At 62.4% G+C, this 15,567-nt stretch carries 18 protein-coding genes; 7 read left to right on the forward strand and 11 right to left on the reverse strand.

Annotation, left to right across the window (positions count from 1 at the left end):
• Positions 1-62: 62 nt before the first annotated feature.
• Together ABIE33_RS29005 and ABIE33_RS29010 are read right to left on the reverse strand one after the other, a co-directional pair.
• A complete protein-coding gene (locus tag ABIE33_RS29005; RefSeq protein ID WP_429131502.1) occupies positions 63-1,445 on the reverse strand; it encodes a hypothetical protein in 1,383 nt (460 codons plus the stop codon).
• A gap of 135 nt (positions 1,446-1,580) precedes the next feature.
• The gene (locus ABIE33_RS29010) at positions 1,581-1,871 is read right to left on the reverse strand and encodes a DUF2249 domain-containing protein (protein WP_429131504.1); all 291 of its coding nucleotides are present in this window, start codon (positions 1,869-1,871) and stop codon (positions 1,581-1,583) included.
• A gap of 228 nt (positions 1,872-2,099) precedes the next feature.
• Between ABIE33_RS29010 and hemN the strand changes: the two genes are divergently transcribed.
• Complete coding sequence (gene hemN / locus ABIE33_RS29015; RefSeq protein WP_429131506.1) at positions 2,100-3,452, forward strand: oxygen-independent coproporphyrinogen III oxidase; 1,353 nt, start codon at positions 2,100-2,102, stop codon at positions 3,450-3,452.
• A 69-nt stretch (positions 3,453-3,521) separates the two neighbouring features.
• Here the strand turns inward: hemN and ABIE33_RS29020 are convergent, their stop codons facing one another.
• The 6 genes from ABIE33_RS29020 to ABIE33_RS29045 form a co-directional block, all read right to left on the reverse strand.
• Positions 3,522-5,423, reverse strand: coding sequence for a nitric oxide reductase activation protein NorD (locus tag ABIE33_RS29020; protein ID WP_429131508.1), 1,902 nt, complete (start codon positions 5,421-5,423; stop codon positions 3,522-3,524).
• A gap of 10 nt (positions 5,424-5,433) precedes the next feature.
• Positions 5,434-6,246, reverse strand: a complete 813-nt coding sequence (locus tag ABIE33_RS29025; protein WP_429131510.1) for a CbbQ/NirQ/NorQ/GpvN family protein — start codon at positions 6,244-6,246, stop codon at positions 5,434-5,436.
• Between the two features lie 67 nt (positions 6,247-6,313).
• Positions 6,314-7,660 carry a cbb3-type cytochrome c oxidase subunit I gene (locus ABIE33_RS29030; protein ID WP_429131512.1) on the reverse strand — a complete coding sequence of 449 codons (1,347 nt, stop codon included), beginning with the start codon at positions 7,658-7,660 and terminating at the stop codon, positions 6,314-6,316.
• A gap of 24 nt (positions 7,661-7,684) precedes the next feature.
• The gene (locus ABIE33_RS29035; protein ID WP_025430210.1) at positions 7,685-8,137 is read right to left on the reverse strand and encodes a c-type cytochrome; all 453 of its coding nucleotides are present in this window, start codon (positions 8,135-8,137) and stop codon (positions 7,685-7,687) included.
• A gap of 172 nt (positions 8,138-8,309) precedes the next feature.
• Positions 8,310-8,588, reverse strand: coding sequence for a cytochrome C oxidase subunit IV family protein (locus tag ABIE33_RS29040; protein WP_429131516.1), 279 nt, complete (start codon positions 8,586-8,588; stop codon positions 8,310-8,312).
• Positions 8,589-8,593: 5 nt separating this feature from the next.
• The gene (locus ABIE33_RS29045; protein WP_429131519.1) at positions 8,594-9,151 is read right to left on the reverse strand and encodes a cytochrome c oxidase subunit 3; all 558 of its coding nucleotides are present in this window, start codon (positions 9,149-9,151) and stop codon (positions 8,594-8,596) included.
• Between the two features lie 123 nt (positions 9,152-9,274).
• Here ABIE33_RS29045 and ABIE33_RS29050 point away from each other — a divergent pair, with 123 nt between their 5' ends.
• From ABIE33_RS29050 to ABIE33_RS29060, 3 genes are all read left to right on the forward strand, one after another.
• Positions 9,275-9,436: a hypothetical protein gene (locus ABIE33_RS29050; RefSeq protein ID WP_429131522.1), complete on the forward strand. Its 162-nt coding sequence runs from the start codon at positions 9,275-9,277 to the stop codon at positions 9,434-9,436.
• 122 nt (positions 9,437-9,558) lie between these two features.
• Positions 9,559-9,975, forward strand: a complete 417-nt coding sequence (locus tag ABIE33_RS29055; RefSeq protein WP_429131524.1) for a hemerythrin domain-containing protein — start codon at positions 9,559-9,561, stop codon at positions 9,973-9,975.
• Positions 9,976-9,985: 10 nt separating this feature from the next.
• The gene (locus ABIE33_RS29060; protein ID WP_429131526.1) at positions 9,986-10,678 is read left to right on the forward strand and encodes an NnrU family protein; all 693 of its coding nucleotides are present in this window, start codon (positions 9,986-9,988) and stop codon (positions 10,676-10,678) included.
• On the opposite strand, the gene ABIE33_RS29065 is transcribed toward ABIE33_RS29060, so the two are convergent.
• Positions 10,627-11,253 (reverse strand): UbiX family flavin prenyltransferase, encoded by a 627-nt coding sequence (locus ABIE33_RS29065; RefSeq protein WP_429131527.1) that lies wholly within the window; start codon positions 11,251-11,253, stop codon positions 10,627-10,629. The two genes, ABIE33_RS29060 and ABIE33_RS29065, sit on opposite strands and share 52 nt — an antisense overlap.
• A complete protein-coding gene (locus ABIE33_RS29070; protein WP_429131529.1) occupies positions 11,250-12,761 on the reverse strand; it encodes a UbiD family decarboxylase in 1,512 nt (503 codons plus the stop codon). The genes ABIE33_RS29065 and ABIE33_RS29070 overlap by 4 nt, the downstream gene beginning before the upstream one ends.
• A 113-nt stretch (positions 12,762-12,874) precedes the next feature.
• Between ABIE33_RS29070 and ubiT the strand changes: the two genes are divergently transcribed.
• From ubiT to ubiV, 3 genes are read left to right on the forward strand one after another with little or no spacing between them, the layout of a single operon-like run.
• Positions 12,875-13,381 (forward strand): ubiquinone anaerobic biosynthesis accessory factor UbiT, encoded by a 507-nt coding sequence (gene ubiT, locus ABIE33_RS29075; protein WP_429131531.1) that lies wholly within the window; start codon positions 12,875-12,877, stop codon positions 13,379-13,381.
• Positions 13,372-14,349, forward strand: a complete 978-nt coding sequence (gene ubiU, locus ABIE33_RS29080) for a ubiquinone anaerobic biosynthesis protein UbiU (RefSeq protein WP_429131533.1) — start codon at positions 13,372-13,374, stop codon at positions 14,347-14,349. Before ubiT ends, ubiU begins: the two co-directional genes overlap by 10 nt.
• A 4-nt stretch (positions 14,350-14,353) precedes the next feature.
• Positions 14,354-15,304, forward strand: coding sequence for a ubiquinone anaerobic biosynthesis protein UbiV (ubiV, locus tag ABIE33_RS29085; RefSeq protein ID WP_429131535.1), 951 nt, complete (start codon positions 14,354-14,356; stop codon positions 15,302-15,304).
• Positions 15,305-15,368: 64 nt separating this feature from the next.
• On the opposite strand, the gene ABIE33_RS29090 is transcribed toward ubiV, so the two are convergent.
• Positions 15,369-15,554, reverse strand: coding sequence for a twin-arginine translocase TatA/TatE family subunit (locus tag ABIE33_RS29090; RefSeq protein ID WP_429131537.1), 186 nt, complete (start codon positions 15,552-15,554; stop codon positions 15,369-15,371).
• Positions 15,555-15,567: the final 13 nt, after the last annotated feature.

The following is a 15,567-nucleotide window of genomic DNA, read 5'->3' on the forward strand; positions in this document are numbered from 1 at the left end:
GAAAGGCCGGAAGCGTGACTGTCCCTCGATCATTATCATCTCCATCTCAGTGGTCCGTTCTCTCAGCGGGCGCGGCCTCTTTCATGCCACCTCCGTGACTGAAACGATGGGAAGAAGAGATGCGGACGGGCGAAGCCGCTAGGGAGTTGAAGATTACTGGGCACGTTGCTGAGCCTTCGTGTTGCCACGAATTCCCAAAGAAGCGCATTGACCGCAATCAACTGGCCAAAGCTGCTCGCCCGAAACAGCAATGCGGTGTCGAGATAAAGCGCTGTCGAGGCGATGATCACGGTCAGATAGTAGACGCGAAACCAGAACGCCGCGCGCACCTCGACGACCAGATCCTGGACCCGCGGCGTCGGCATACGCCCGAGCAATGGGCCGTAACATTCGAGCCAGGTGATGAACGGAACGATCTTGTAGAGCTGCGCCAGGCCCATGCCCGTCAGCCAGCCAAAGGTGACGAGATAGACGAGCGAACCCACGCCTCTTTCGATCTGGCCACTGACGACCAAAGCCACGAAGAATACGGTCGCAACAGTCAGCGCCGCGAAAGCCCCGATGCCGGCGCGGCTGTTCAGCTCGATGCGCTTGCGTTTGCGTCCGCGATAGATCCGCACGATGTCCACCATGTAAATTCCGATGGCGATCACGCCGGCAAGCGCGGCGACCAAAAGCAGGACGAAGCGCCCGGCGGAACCGGAAAGGATCATCGGTACGATGCAGGCAACAATTCCGAGCGCCGCGGCTCCGAGCGCCCAGACGATCCTGCTGCTTTGCCGCTCTCGTTCGGGGGAAAGCATGAACATGGTCAAAAGCCTGTAACTGACGCCCATGGTCGTAAAACTCAGCCAGCCGCCCAACCCCAGCGCAGCATGCAGCGAAAGCCCTTCCAGCGTCAGATCGATCGCGGCCTGTGCATCGGAGAGCCCGACAAGGACAAACGCATAGGTGCCGCCAAGGGCGATGGTCGCGACCAGCGAGCCGAGACCGACGGCGACGAACCGCGCAGGCAACGGCAACGGACGCGCCTGCCACAACGTTACTGCAAAGACGATGACGAGCAGGCCGAAGCCGACGATCGTTACAGTCGCGCCGAACGGTAGCAGAAGCGGTGAAAGGCTGTCGGCCCCGGCGAGGCTGGCAAAACCAAGCACCAGGCTAGTTATGCCGACAACCAGCAGCACCAGGGCCGGGAGAGCCAGGCTCGGGAGGGAAAGCGGCCGGCCAACGAGAACCGGCACGAACTGCAACAGCGCTCCCGCCATCAGCAGGCTGAGCCAGCCAAGCGCGATCGTATGAACGAGTGCCAGCGTCTCAGGCGCTTCGATGGCGGAAACCGGATATCCGAAGCCGAGCACCATCATCATCTCGCCGATGGCAAGAAAGATCAGCGCGGCCGCGAAATAGGACATCGTCCAGCGGGAAAGCGTGGCTCCGAACATCGCGGTTCATCCTGAACGATGAGCATTTCCAGGAAAAGTGTGAAGCGGTTTTCTGTCAGGAAATGCGTAGAAAAAGAGCTGGAGCGCTTCTGCGGCTCCGCCTGAACCGGAAACGCTCTAGCGGGGTGCACTTGTTCAGTGGCCGCTGCTGCTGCCGCAGCAGCAATCGCAGCCGGAGGCCTGTTGCCGGCCGATCTCGACCCGCCAGACGTCGGGTCCCTGCTTAAGGTAATCCCAAGTGAATTCACCAGGATAACGGCTTTCCAGCTGATAGTGCAGCGGACGCGGATCATGGTCGTTGACGATGATGAAGGAGCCGCCCTCGGCCAGCGCATTGAGCATGCCGAAGATCTTCGGATGGCGCTCCACCGGCGGGATCGTGCGCACGTCGATGAAGGGTTTTGTTTCTGTCTCTGCAGTTGTCATCTCAGTCCGTTCAGGGCGCCGTCGTTGGCTCAGTTTCCGGGATGCCGCCGACGCAAACGGCCCGGATTTGCAAAGCCTAATGCCGACGGCAACGCGACATTTTGTCGAAGCGCAAACAAATCCCGCTTTGCACCTTGTTGCTCGGCTGCTTGGCTTTTCGCAAAGAACGACGGTGGGCATTCGGCCTAGAAACGGATCGATTGTTTCGACAAGCCGATAGGAACCGCCATGCAGTCCACCGCCCTTTTGAAATATGCCGAGATGCGCTTGCCGCGTTACACCAGCTACCCAACCGCACCGCGCTTTTCCGCCGAAATCGGTCGCGAGACCTATGCAGATTGGCTGGGCGCAGTCCCTGGAGATCGCGATGTATCTCTCTATCTGCACATCCCTTTTTGTCGTTCGATGTGCTGGTATTGCGGTTGTCACACCACGATTACCCGGCAGGACGAGCCGATCCTCGATTACCTCAATGTGCTGAGGCAGGAGATTGGCATGGTGGCCGATCACGTGTCCGCGCCGCTGCCGATCGGCGAGGTCCATTTCGGCGGCGGGACGCCGACGATCATCGAACCGGAAGAATTCCTGGCGCTGATGGCGCTCCTGCGCAAACTCTACCTATTTGGTCCGAAGACAGGCGTGGCTGTCGAAATCGATCCCCGACGCCTGACCGTAGCCATGGCGCAGGCGCTTGGCGAAGGGGGCGTCGGTCGTGCCAGCCTCGGCGTTCAGAGCTTCGACCCGATTGTCCAAAAGGCCATCAACCGCATCCAGAGCGAACAGCAGACAGCCGATGCCGCGGCGCATCTTCGCAACGCAGGTGTCACCGGCATCAACTTCGACCTGATTTATGGATTGCCGCACCAGACGGTTCGCTCCTGCGTCGAAACGGTCAAGGCCGCCACGGCAATGCGGCCGGAACGCTTTGCCGTCTTCGGCTACGCGCACGTGCCGTCGTTCAAGAAACACCAGCGTATGATCGACGAGAACGTGCTGCCCGACGCGGCAGCGCGCACTGAGCAGGCGCTCGCCATCAGCGAAGCGCTTTGCGAAGCAGGTTACCGCCAGATCGGCCTCGACCACTTCGCGCTGCCCGACGACGATCTGGTGCTCGCGCAGACCTCCGGCATGCTTCGGCGGAATTTTCAGGGCTATACGACGGACAATTGCGAATCGCTGATCGGTTTCGGCGCCTCAGCGATCGGCCGCTCACAAGACGGCTATGTGCAGAATGAGGTCCCCCCCGGGCTTTATGCAAGCCATATCGCCTCCGGCCGACTGGCAACGACGAAGGGCTATCGTTTGACCGACGAGGATCGCCTGCGTGCGGCAATCATCGAAAGACTGATGTGCGACTTCACGGTCGACATCAAGGCAATCGCCACTGCACATGGACGGGACCCTGATTTCCTTCTCGGCGGCAACGAGCGTCTGGCGAGGATGGCCAGCGACGGCGTGCTGGATATCGCCGACGGCGTCATAACGGTAAGACAGGATCATCGCTTCGTGATCCGCGCCGTGGCCGCGGCATTCGATACCTATATCGATGACGCGCAACGCACCCACAGCAAGGCGGCCTGAACCGCTGCCAACACCAAACACGAAAAGGCCCGGTCGCGACCGGGCCTTTTCGTGTTTCATCTGGTCGTTCTATCCCGCCAGGCTTCGGTAGATCGCCGGTAGTGCCGCCGGCAGCCGGGCGATGTTGCCGACGACGGCATAGCCGTTCTGTCCGAACATGGCAGGCACATAGGACCGCGCCTCGCGGTCGACGGTTACGGCAAAAGCGCTGATGCCGCTCCGACGTGCTTCCGTGACCGCCCTGCGGCTGTCCTCCAGCGCGAAGCGCCCCTCGTAGTGATCGACGTCGTTCGGCTTGCCGTCGGTCAGGACAAGCAGCAGCTTCTTGCGGTTGGGCTGCTTCTGCAGCTCGGCTGTGGCATGGCGGATGGCGGCACCGATGCGGGTGTAATACCCCGGCTTCAGGGCGGCGATGCGGCTTTCGACGAGCGGGCTCATCGGCTCGTCGAAAGCCTTGACGCTTTCCACCTTCACCCAATCGCGTCGCCGCGAGGTGAAGGTGAGGATCGAATGATTGTCGCCGCAGGCCGAAAGGCCGTGGGCGAGAATGAGCAGCGCCTCCCTTTCGACATCCAGCACCCGGCGATTGTCGGACCAGGCATCGGTCGAAAGCGACACGTCGACCAGGATGGTAACGGCAAGGTCGTGGACCTGCGGTCGGCTCATCAGATGGATGCGATCGCTCCCCTGCCCGCCGGCCGCCAAATCGGTGCGGGCGCGCACCACGGCGTCAAGGTCGAGGTCGGCGCCGTCGATCTGCGCGCGCAGGATTTCGTTGCGTGGGCGCAGCACTTCGAACTGGCGCCGCACCCGCCGGATCAGGCTTCTGGTTTCCGGCGTCAGCTCAGCCCTGTGTTCCATGCCCGAGGCCGGGCCGGCCAACACCCGGCAATGATCCTTGAGATAGCTCGACGTCCGGTAGTTCCATTCGGGATAGGTAAGCTCAGCCGTCAGCGGCGTCGGGTCGACGGCTTCCGGCGGCAGATCGAGATCGAAGCGAAAGCGCGCAGACGGGCGGCCCTTCCGCTCGCCAAGCGTCATCTCGTCAAGATCCTGCGCAGCCTTGTTGTCGTGTTCGTCGCTGTCGTCGGACGGTCGGTCGACATTGACCATCTCGGCCATTGCCAGAATTTTCTCGAAGCGGTTGAGGATGAAGGGGCTGCGGTCGCCCTTGCGGTTCTCCGGGTTTTCCCTGACGGCAACGTGCCGTTCGGTCTCGGCGATCTGGCTGGAGGCGGCGCCCGCTGCCGCGATATCGTCATTGCGTTCTGTGGAAGTCTCCGGTCGCTGCAGAATATCGGGCCACAGCGGCACCGGCAGCAGCGGCAAATACCCCGGCGGAGCACGATGCGGAAAGATCACCGGCAAGGTCGTATCCGGCTGGCCGGCCGCCTTGCGCAACAGCCGCAGGACGCGGTTTTCGACATGTTGCTCCACAGACGGAAGAGAACCGCGCTGGCGCTCGACGAGAACGGCCTCGGCCAGGTGGCAGTACTTGTGGCGCATGCCCGGAAACAGCTGAAAGACCTCGGCCACTGTTTCCTGCGCCCGCGACAGATATGTCAGGTCGGCCTGTAACGGGTCGACGTCATCGCGCGGGGCGAGCGGCATGGTCGCCATATAGGCGACCAGCCAGAGATAGAGATCGATGTTGAGTTTCCGGTCGGGGAAAATGTCGATCTCGCCGGGCAACATCAAAGAGGCATGATCCCGACTGGGCTGCACCAGCTTTTCCTCGCCGAGCCCCATTTTCTGTCGCCACTTCAAACGGTGGCCGGACGTACGGCCGCGCGCCGGGACGATCTGAACCGCGGCCTCGCCGCCGTGTCCCCGGAAGCAGATCGCCAACATCGGCATCATGTCGGCCAGTTTGACAGCCTGTCCGGGATAACGCCGCCAGGTGCCGGTATTGCCGATGAAACGGTGCCAGGCGCGCCCGACGGTTTCTTCCAGTTCGAGGAAATCCAGCATGACCCAGTCCTCAGGCGATCAAGGAGGCGGCAACCTCGAGAAGTGCTGACCGCACGTCCGGCTCATCGGTCAACGGCTCGATCATCGCGGCGCGCACCGCGTCCTTGACCGGCATTCCGGCATCGATCAGGCAGGCGCAATAGACCAGCAGTCGGGTCGACACACCCTCCTCGAGATCATGCCCTTTGAGTGCCCGCAGGCGCTGAGCGAGGTTGACCAGCGGCGCCACCTGGCTTGCGGCCAGTCCGCTCTCGCGGGAAACCACCTCGATCTCCTCGTTGCGTGGCAGGAAGTCGAACTCGATCGCGACGAACCGCTGCCGCGTGCTCGGCTTCAGGCTCTTGAGCAGGTTCTGGTAGCCGGGATTGTAGGAGACGACCAGCATGAACGCCGGAGGCGCTTCGAGCAGTTCGCCGGTCCGCTCCAGCGGCAACATGCGCCGGTCGTCGGTCAGCGGGTGCAGCACGACGGTGACGTCCTTGCGCGCCTCGACGATCTCGTCGAGGTAGCAGATCCCGCCCTCGCGCACCGCACGTGTCAGCGGGCCGTCGACCCAGACCGTATCGCCGCCCTTCAACAGGTAGCGCCCGGTCAGGTCCGCAGCCGCCAGATCGTCGTGGCAGGAGACGGTCGAAAGCGGCAGGCCGAGCTTTGCCGCCATATGGCTGACGAAGCGCGTCTTGCCGCAGCCGGTCGGGCCCTTGAGCAGGAGCGGCAATTGCCGAACCCAGGCATTTTCGAACAGCGCGCATTCGTTGCCGGAGGGGCTATAGGCGGGAATGTCGATCGATACCGGAACCAGGCTTGGTTGAACAATGCTCATGGCATGTCTCCGTGAAAAAGGAGGGAGGAGATTGGCCGGTCCGGGCAACCCGGACCGGCGCGTTCATTCATTCTGCAGGTTGGATCGATGCGCTGAGTTTCGCGCTGCGTTCCCGACCGGGGACGAAGATCGCCCATACGAACAACAGGGCCGAGATCAGCACGAAGACGCCGGAGCCGAGCCGGATCCAGTAGAACAGCGCAAGCTGGTCCTGGACGTCCATGTAGCTGTCACCCAAGACACGCTGCAGATGGGCCTGCAGCACACCGGCGAAGGTGAGCGCGAAGGTCATCACCGACATCGCCGTGCACATGATCCAGAAGCTGACCATGGAAAGCATCTGGTTGTAGGGCGCCCGGCCGCGGATCTCCGGAATGGCATAGGCCATGACGGCGAGGTTGAGCATGACATAAGCGCCGAAGAAGGCGAGGTGTCCGTGCGCGGCGGTAACCTGCGTGCCGTGGGTGTAGTAGTTCACCGACGACAGCGTGTGCAGGAAGCCCCAGACACCGGCACCGAAGAAGGCCATCACCGAGCAGCCGATCGACCACAGCAGCGCCGCCCTGTTCGGATGCTTGCGGCCCGCCTTCCAGGTCATCACGAAGGTGAAGATCACCATCGTGAAGAACGGTGCGACCTCGAGCGTCGAGAACAGCGAACCGATCCACTGCCAGTAGCCCGGCGCGCCGATCCAGTAGTAATGGTGGCCGGTGCCGAGGATGCCCGAAAACAGCGCCAGACCGACGATCACGTAGAGCCATTTCTCGACGACCTCCCGGTCGATGCCGTTGAGCTTGATCATCAGGAAGGCGAGCACGGACGCCATGATCAACTCCCAGACGCCTTCGACCCAGAGATGAACGACGTACCACCAGTACATCTTGTCGAGCGCGAGATTGATCGGGTTGTAGAAGGCAAAGAGGAAGAAGATCGCCACACCCCAGAGCCCGAAGATAAGGATGTTGGTGACGGTTGTCTTGCGGCCTTTGAGGACCGTCAACGTGATGTTGTAGAGGAACATCAGCGCGACAATGACGATGCCGACCTTGATCGCGAAGGGCTGCTCGAGAAATTCTCGCCCCTCGTGGATGCGCAGGAGATAGCCGACGACGGCGATGGCGGCCGCGATCAGGAAGATCCAGAACTGCGCGATGGCGATCCTGGTGCTGTAGAGCTCGGTCTCCGCCTCTTCCGGCAGGAGGTAGTAGGTGGCGCCCATGAAGCCCATCAGCAGCCAGACGATGAGCGCGTTGGTGTGCACCATCCGAACGATGTTGAAGGGCAACAGTTCGGACAAGGTATTGGGAAGGACATAGATGGTGCCGGCAAGGACGCCGAACAGCACCTGGGCGAGGAACAGGCCGATCGCTCCGTAGAAATAGAGCATTGCGACCTTCTGGGTCTGGTATTTCATGATTTCACACTCCAATCGCGACGCTTAGCCGGCCTCGTTCGGCGGCCAGTTCTGGGTCTTGATGCGGCTCGTCCACTCCAGGAAATCGGCGAGGTCGTTGAGTTCCTGTTCGGTCAGGTTGAACTGCGGCATCTGGCGACGCCCTTCGATGCCGCTCGGCTGGGCGGCCATCCATGCCTTCATCGTCTCCCGTGCGCCCTCCGGATCGGTCTCGCCGCCCCAACGTTTCCAGACATTGCCGAGTTCGGGCGCGAAATAGGCGCCTTCACCGAGGAGCGTGTGGCAGTTGATACAGGCGTTCTTCTCCCAGACATGCTTGCCGCGGGCGACCGCGTCCGTCAGGGTCGACTCATCGGTCGAGACCGTGCGCATGTAGTAGTGACTGTGGGCGGTGAGCCCGACAAAGATTGCAAAAAAGAAGAAGGACCCGCCGTAAAAGACGTTTCGGGCCCCGGTCTTGGTGAGGCGTTCTGCCATCACGTCATCCTTTCGACTTCGGCCGGCCGCAAAGACGGTAGCCGGCTTATCTGATCCCCTCCCCGCTTGGCGCCGCGACGTGCGGCACCGACGAACTATCGGGGCGCGGACCATGTCTAGGGATTTCCGAAAGGCCTTCTTTGCGTTTTGGCAAACAAGAGGAAGAGTGGTTTCAAGCGGATAGCACCGCGTCCATTGCAAGCTTTGCCAGGGCCAGAAGCGCAAGGACAACCGGCCAGGCCAAGAGGCCAAACCGCAGGCCTGCGGGCGCCCGACGCAGGCCCATGAAATCGAGGGCAACAAGCCGGCACTTGATCACCGCCAGCACCAGCAGGGCCGGGATTACCGCAGCAGATCCGCCCCAGAGCGTCATGATGACCATGCCCGAAAGCACGATCGCGATCAGAGCGACAAAGGTGTTGCGAAGTCGGCGCGCATTGTGATGGGTCATGACAATCACACGAGATAGATGATCGGGAACATCACGATCCAGACAAGGTCGATGACGTGCCAGAGCGTGGTGATCAGAGCGATGTTCTCAGGGCTCGGGCGCCAGGCGACCAACAGCAGGATAGCGCTGCCGAAGACGACGTGGAGCAGGTGGAAGCCGGTGATGAGGAAATAGAGTTCGAAGAAGGCGCCGAACTGCGGCAGCCCGGCTGCGCCGATTTCGGTCGAGTACTCGAATAGCTTGATGGCAACGAAAGCGAGACCGAAGAGCGCGGCGAGAACGAGCGCACGCCGGCGCGTGGGCGTCGAAGCGGCCGGACGCGATGCCAGGGCTGCCTGCCAGCCGCTGGTCAGAAGAACGAGCGTATTGATGCCGGCGAGCAGCGGATTGAGCTGCGAACGGGCCACGGCAAATGCGTCCGCCTGGATGACGCCGACGACGAGAAAACCACCGAGCAGGATGCCAAAGGCTGCAAGCTCGCTCCACACGAGCACCCAAAGCAGAAGGTCATCCGCGGTTGCGTGCTCGTCTGCTTCTCGAACCGGGAGTGCCCGTCCGTCCATGCGCCAACTCCTTTGCCGGAACCGGCCGTCAGCTAGGCAGGCGGGCGCCCCCTGTCTTTGCGATTGCGCAAAGAGGCAGGGCAACGGGGCTGATAGCAGCAGGATCATTGCAGGAGTTTTCCGATGACAGACGCTCAAATCGGCCTTTCCGTCGCAACCCCGATCATTGTCGGGTTTGCCATCCTTCTCTATCGCATGGGGGTCCTGCAGCGCGCGGCGACGCTGTCGGCTATCCTGTTCTCGGTCGCGATCGCCATCATGCTCTTTCTCGACCCCTCGCAGTAGCAGTGTCATGCCGGGGATGCCCGCCCCAGCGGTCGTCATCGACTTTGCGAAATGTCAAAGATCGCCCGATCGATCGCGCCTAGACGATTGAGCAATGACAAATCTCGATCACGGAGCTGCCGATGTCTGGACAAGATACCTTGGAAGAAGGCTATCAGAACCTTCTCGGATTGTGCGATCGCCTCGAGGCCATTGCTGATTCCCTGCCGCGCCGCATTGATACGGCCGGTTGCCGCGAGGTTGCAATCCGGCTTCCTTCGACGCTCCTGGCCGTGCACAGGCTGGAGGACGAGATCCTGTTTCCAGCCATCACCGCCGCGAGATGCCCCGATGACGGGCAGCGGCTGATCGAACGTTTGCGTGACGAGCACCGGCATGACGGAGAAGCGGCAGCACAGGTCGCCAGAACCCTCAATGACCTACTCCATAGCCGCAGTCCGCACAGCTGGGAGGCGATCGGCTACATGCTGCGCGCCTTTTTCGAAACCGTCCGGCGCCATGTCGCGACGGAACGGTTGCTCCTCGCGGAAAGGATCTGAGGTCCGGTCGATGTACAATTTTCTCGCCGCATTCGCGGTTTTTCTTGCCCTTCATATGGTGCCGGCATTGCCGACCCTACGTCAGCGGCTGATCACACTATTGGGGCGGCGGACCTATTTCGGCATCTATTCGCTGCTGTCGATCGTCGCACTGATCTGGGTTTTTCAGGCAGCCCTCGCGCTCGATTTCATCCCACTATGGGAACCGGCCCCGTGGCAGGCCTGGACGACATTCATCCTTGCGCCACTTGGGCTCTTCCTGGTGCTCGCCGGCCTGTTCAGCGAAAACCCGTTGTCGATCTCCATCTTTCAGGGCAGCGACCGGAGGGGTGCTATAGTCAGCGTCACGCGTCACCCCGTGCTCTGGGGCTTCCTTCTATGGGCCGTCGGCCATGTCATCGCCAATGGCGATCTGCGCTCGCTGGTGCTCTTCGGCAGCTTCGCACTGTTTGCGTTCGGTGGGTTCTTCATGGTGGAGAAGCGCGCGCGGCGGCGCCTCGGGGAAAGATGGCCGGCGGCAAGGCAAGGCACCTCGATTTGGCCCTTCGTCGCGATCCTGGAAGGCCAAGTGCGCCTGCGCGCCGATCCCGTGATGATCCTGTCTGCCTTCGCGACCGCAGCGGTCACTTTCTGGCTGCTCGCCGGTGGCCACTACGCGATGTTCGGCGCAGACCCGCTGCTGCAGGCATTGCCTTTCGACTGAACCTCTCCCTGCCAGGCGACGGCAAGCGGCCCGATCGGCAGTGTGAGGAGATCGATCGCCCTTGCGGCGAGATGATCGACGATCGCCTCGACGCTCTCCGGCCTATGGTAGAAGGCCGGCACCGGTGGCATGACGATCGCTCCCATCTCGGTCACTGCGCACATGTTGCGCAGATGCCCGAGATGCAGCGGCGTTTCGCGTGCCATCAGCACAAGACGCCGACGCTCCTTCAGGTGCACGTCCGCGGCGCGCACGATAAGATTGTCGGCCAGCCCGTTGGCGATCGCGGCAAGCGTGCGCATCGAACAGGGCGCGACGATCATGCCGGCAGTCGGAAACGACCCGCTGGCGATCGCAGCGCCGATATCGTCATGGTCGTAGGTCCGGTCCGCCTTCTCCAGCAGCCGCAACAGCGCATGGGCGCCAACTTCGTGGGCAAGCGTGCGGTGGGCCGATGGCGACAACACCAAGTGCAGTTCCACCTCTTCAATCTGCGCAAGCCGCTCGGCAATGCGCAGTGGAATGGCCGCGCCCGATGCGCCGGTAATGGCGACGACAATTCGGTGCCTGCTCATGATGCTTTCCTTTCGAGCCCTAGATCGGCCCAGATGGCATCGACCTGGCTGATGACATCGGGCGTCATATCAAGGACCTGCCCCCATTCCCGATCGGTCTCAGAGCCGATCTTCGTGGTGGCATCCAGCCCGAGCTTGCCGCCGAGGCCCGAGCGCGGCGACGCGAAGTCGAGATAGTCGATCGGCGTGTCAGCGATGATTGTGACGTCGCGGCTGGCATCGAAGCGCGTCGCCAGCGCCCACATGACATCGGGCCAATGGCGGACATTGATATCCGGGTCGACCGCGATGATCAGCTTGGTGTAGCTGAACTGCGGCAGCATCGACCACAAACCCATCATCAGGCGTTTCGCCTGTCCGGGGTAGCGCTTGTCGATCGCGACGACCATGGCGCGATAGGAACAAGCTTCCGGCGGCAGCCAGAGATCGGTGATCTCGGGGAACTGCTTCTGGGCGAGGGGAACGAAAAGCGTGTTCATCGCCTCGCCAAGCCGCGAAGGCTCGTCCGGCGGGCGGCCGGTGTAAGTGGAGAGATAATAGGGGGCACGGCGTGTGGTGATGGCGGAAAGCGTCATGACCGGAAACGGTTCGACCGAATTGTAGTAGCCGGTGTGGTCGCCATAGGGCCCCTCGTCGGCGGTTTCCGTTGCCGATACGGTTCCCTCGAGCACGATCTCGGCATTTGCCGGAACGGCTAGCGGTACTGATCGTGCGGCCACGAGCTGCGTTCGGCTGCGCCGGAGCAATCCCGCGAAATTGAGTTCGCTCAGCCCTTCCGGCAGCGGCATGACGGCGGCGAGGATCGTGGCTGGATCGGCGCCGATCGCTACGGCAACCGGCATATCGCGCCCCTGGCGCTGCCAGAGACGATGGTGTCGCGCACCGCCGCGATGGGCAAGCCAACGCAGGATCACCCGGTCTCGGCTCAGCACCTGCATGCGATAGATGCCGACATTGACATCCAACGGATCGTCCGGCGCGCGGGTGATCACCAGCGGCCAGGTAATCAGTGGCGCAGGTTCGCCCGGCCAGCACCACTGGATCGGCAAACGGCCGAGGTCGAGGTCCGCGCCGCGCCAGACGACGTCCTGACACGGTGCTGATGTCACATGTTTCGGCCGCATGAAGAGTGCCGACCGCAGCAGCGGTAGTCGGTCCCAGGCATCGCGCAGCGACCCGGGGGCACGCGGATCTCGAAGCTCTGCCAGTTCGCCGGCAAAAGTGGACAATCCGCCGTGCTTTAAACCGAAACCACGCTCGATTCGGCGCTCGGTGCCAAAGAGATTGGCAAGCAGCGGAATGTCGTGAACCCGCCCGGAGGCATCGACCGGCTGCTCGAACAGCAAGGCCGGTCCCTCATCCGCCAGAACGCGCCGGTGGATTTCGGTCACCTCATGCACCAGGGAGACGGGACGGGAGATGCGCTTCAGCTCCCCCTCACGCTCCAGCGCGCAGGCAAAATCCTGAAGCGAGACAAAACCCTTGGCGGAACGGAAGCTCTTGTTCATGCCGCCTCTTAGGGTCGGCAAATGCCCAATGTCTTTGAGGTGGGACAAACAGCGGCGGCGACGCGCCGACTAGCATGCGGCCATTCTTTGCTCCGTTTTCATGCAGGCAGCCCATGACCCTACCCTTTGCGATGACCGCGCCGTTGCGGATCGTGCCAATCCCCATCCTAGAACACGCCGCGCGGCTCGTCTTTGCCCAGGTCGTTCAGCAGCATCCGGATCTTTTCGACCGGCTCGGGGAGCACGCCGGCAAACGCTATGCCTTCGTCCCGACGGACCTTCCTGTGGGTTTTCTGGTAGAGCCGGCCGCCCGGCGCATCTCCGTACACCGCACACCGCATTTGCCGGTCGCAGATGCCTGCATGGGCGGCAAGTTCGTGCTGCTTCTGGCGCTGCTCGAGGGCCAGATCGACGGCGATGCCGTGTTCTTCTCCAGAAGCCTGACGATAACGGGCGACATGGAAGCAATGCTGGCGCTACGCAACGCGCTCGACGACTGCAACATCGACCTGCCCGCAGATATCGCCCGCATGAGCGGGCCGTTCGCGCCTTTGGTCCGTCGTGCGGCGTCGGCGATCCGGACACGCGCATTGTCCGGGGAGGCAGCCAGATGGAACTGATCTGTCCGGCCGGCACGCCGGCTGCCTTTCGCGAGGCCGTGGATGCCGGCGCCGATGCCGTCTATTGCGGCTTTCGCGACGAGACCAATGCGCGCAACTTTCCCGGCCTGAACTTTTCGCGCGACGAGCTGAAGACGGCGATTGCCTATGCGCGCCGGCACAAGGTGATGACCTTCGTCGCCATCAACACCTTCATGCGGGCAGGCCACGAAAAGCTCTGGCATGACGCCGTCGACGATGCCGTGCGTCTTGGGGCCGATGCCCTTATCCTCGCCGACTTCGGATTGATGGCTTACACCGCCGAGCGCCATCCCCAGCAACGGCTGCACGTCTCGGTCCAGGCTTCGGCCTCCAACGCCGACGCGGTCAAATTCCTGGTCGAAACCTTCAGTGCGAAGCGCGTCGTGCTTCCACGCATTCTCACCATTCCCGATATCGCCCGTCTGGCGCGCAAGATCAGCTGCGAGATCGAAGTCTTCGTTTTCGGCGGGCTTTGCGTGATGGCAGAGGGGCGCTGCTCGCTCTCTTCCTATGCCACCGGCAAGTCTCCCAACATGAACGGCGTCTGCTCGCCGGCAAGCCATGTGCGTTACCGCGAGGATGGCAGCGAACTGGTGTCGGAACTCGGCGACTACACCATCAACCGCTTTCCGGCCGGCGAAGCCGCCGGTTATCCGACGCTCTGCAAGGGCCGCTTCGACATTGCCGAGGAGCGTGGGTACGCCTTCGAAGATCCGGTTTCGCTCGACGTCATGGACCATATCGACGCCTTGCGTGATGCCGGCGTCGGAGCACTGAAGATCGAGGGTCGCCAGCGCGGCAAGGCCTATGTCGCCGAGGTCGTTTCTATCATGCGCCGCGCCGTCGCCGCCGATGCGACCGAAAGGCCCGCCTTGCTGTCGCGTCTCAGGCGGCTCAGCGAGGGACAGAAGACGACATCGGGCGCCTATGAAAAGCGGTGGAGGTAACGACATGTCCGCAACAACTCACCTCTCGCTCAGCCTCGGTCCGGTGCTTTATCTCTGGGACGGACCGAAGTGGCGCGACTTCTATTTTCGTATCGCCGACGAAGCCCCGGTCGAACATGTCACCCTCGGCGAGACGGTCTGCTCGAAGCGTCTGCATTTCATCGAGCCGCATGTTGCAGAGGTGATCGACCGCCTGGAAGGCGCCGGCAAGACGGTCAGCCTCGCCTCGCTTGCGCTCGTCACCTTGGAACGTGAGAGCCAACTCGTGCGCGGCTTGGTGCGCGACAGCATCCACCCGATCGAGGCCAATGATCTGTCCGCTCTCGGACTGCTTGCCGGCAAACCGCATTCGGTCGGACCTTTGATCAACGTCTACAACGGTGCCACCGCCCGACTGCTGGCGTCGCGCGGCGCGACCAGCATTTGTCTGCCGCCGGAGTTGCCCTTAGCGTCGGTGCGCGAGATCGTTCGCGATGCGCCTGATGTCATGTTTGAAATCTTCGGCTTTGGCCGCGTGCCGCTGGCAATCTCGGCGCGCTGTGCCCATACCCGTTCCAAGGGGCTGGTGAAGGACAATTGCCAGTTCATCTGCGGCGAAGACAGCGACGGCCTCATTGTCGAGACGCTCGATCGCCAGCCGTTCCTCACCCTCAATGGTGTCCAGACCCTGTCGCACACCTGCCAGAGCCTGTTGCAGGAGCTTGTCGAGCTGGCGGCCGTCGGCATCAGCCGAATCCGGCTGTCGCCGCAGGATTGCGACATGGTGGCAGTCGCCAGGATCTACGAGGATGTTGCAACCGGGCGGGTCTCGGCCATAGAGGGGCTCGAGCGGCTGGTGGTCGCCTATCCCGGCGTGCCGTTGTCGAACGGCTTTCATCATGGCCGATCCGGCGCATCGTGGATCGCAGCCCCGGCCGTCTCGCCCGAGGGAGGCAGGCGGTGTCAGATGAGTTGATCCTCGGTGCCGCCGACGATGCCAACATCGCTGACATCGTCGGCGGCAACCGACGTCTGATCGACTATTCGCCGGGTCCGGCCTTGATCGTCTTTTCGGCCGGGTCGGTGGTGTCGTCGTTCAAGCCGGCCTTGAAATTGCGAATGCCCTTGGCGACGTCGCCCATCAGTTCCGGGATCTTGCCGCGCCCGAACAGCAACAGCACGACTGCCAGCACGATCACCCAATGCCAGACGCTAAAAGATCCCATATCGTTGCTTCCC

Origin of the sequence: Ensifer sp. 4252 (assembly GCF_050434565.1) — a bacterium.
Classification (GTDB): Bacteria; Pseudomonadota; Alphaproteobacteria; order Rhizobiales; family Rhizobiaceae; genus Ensifer.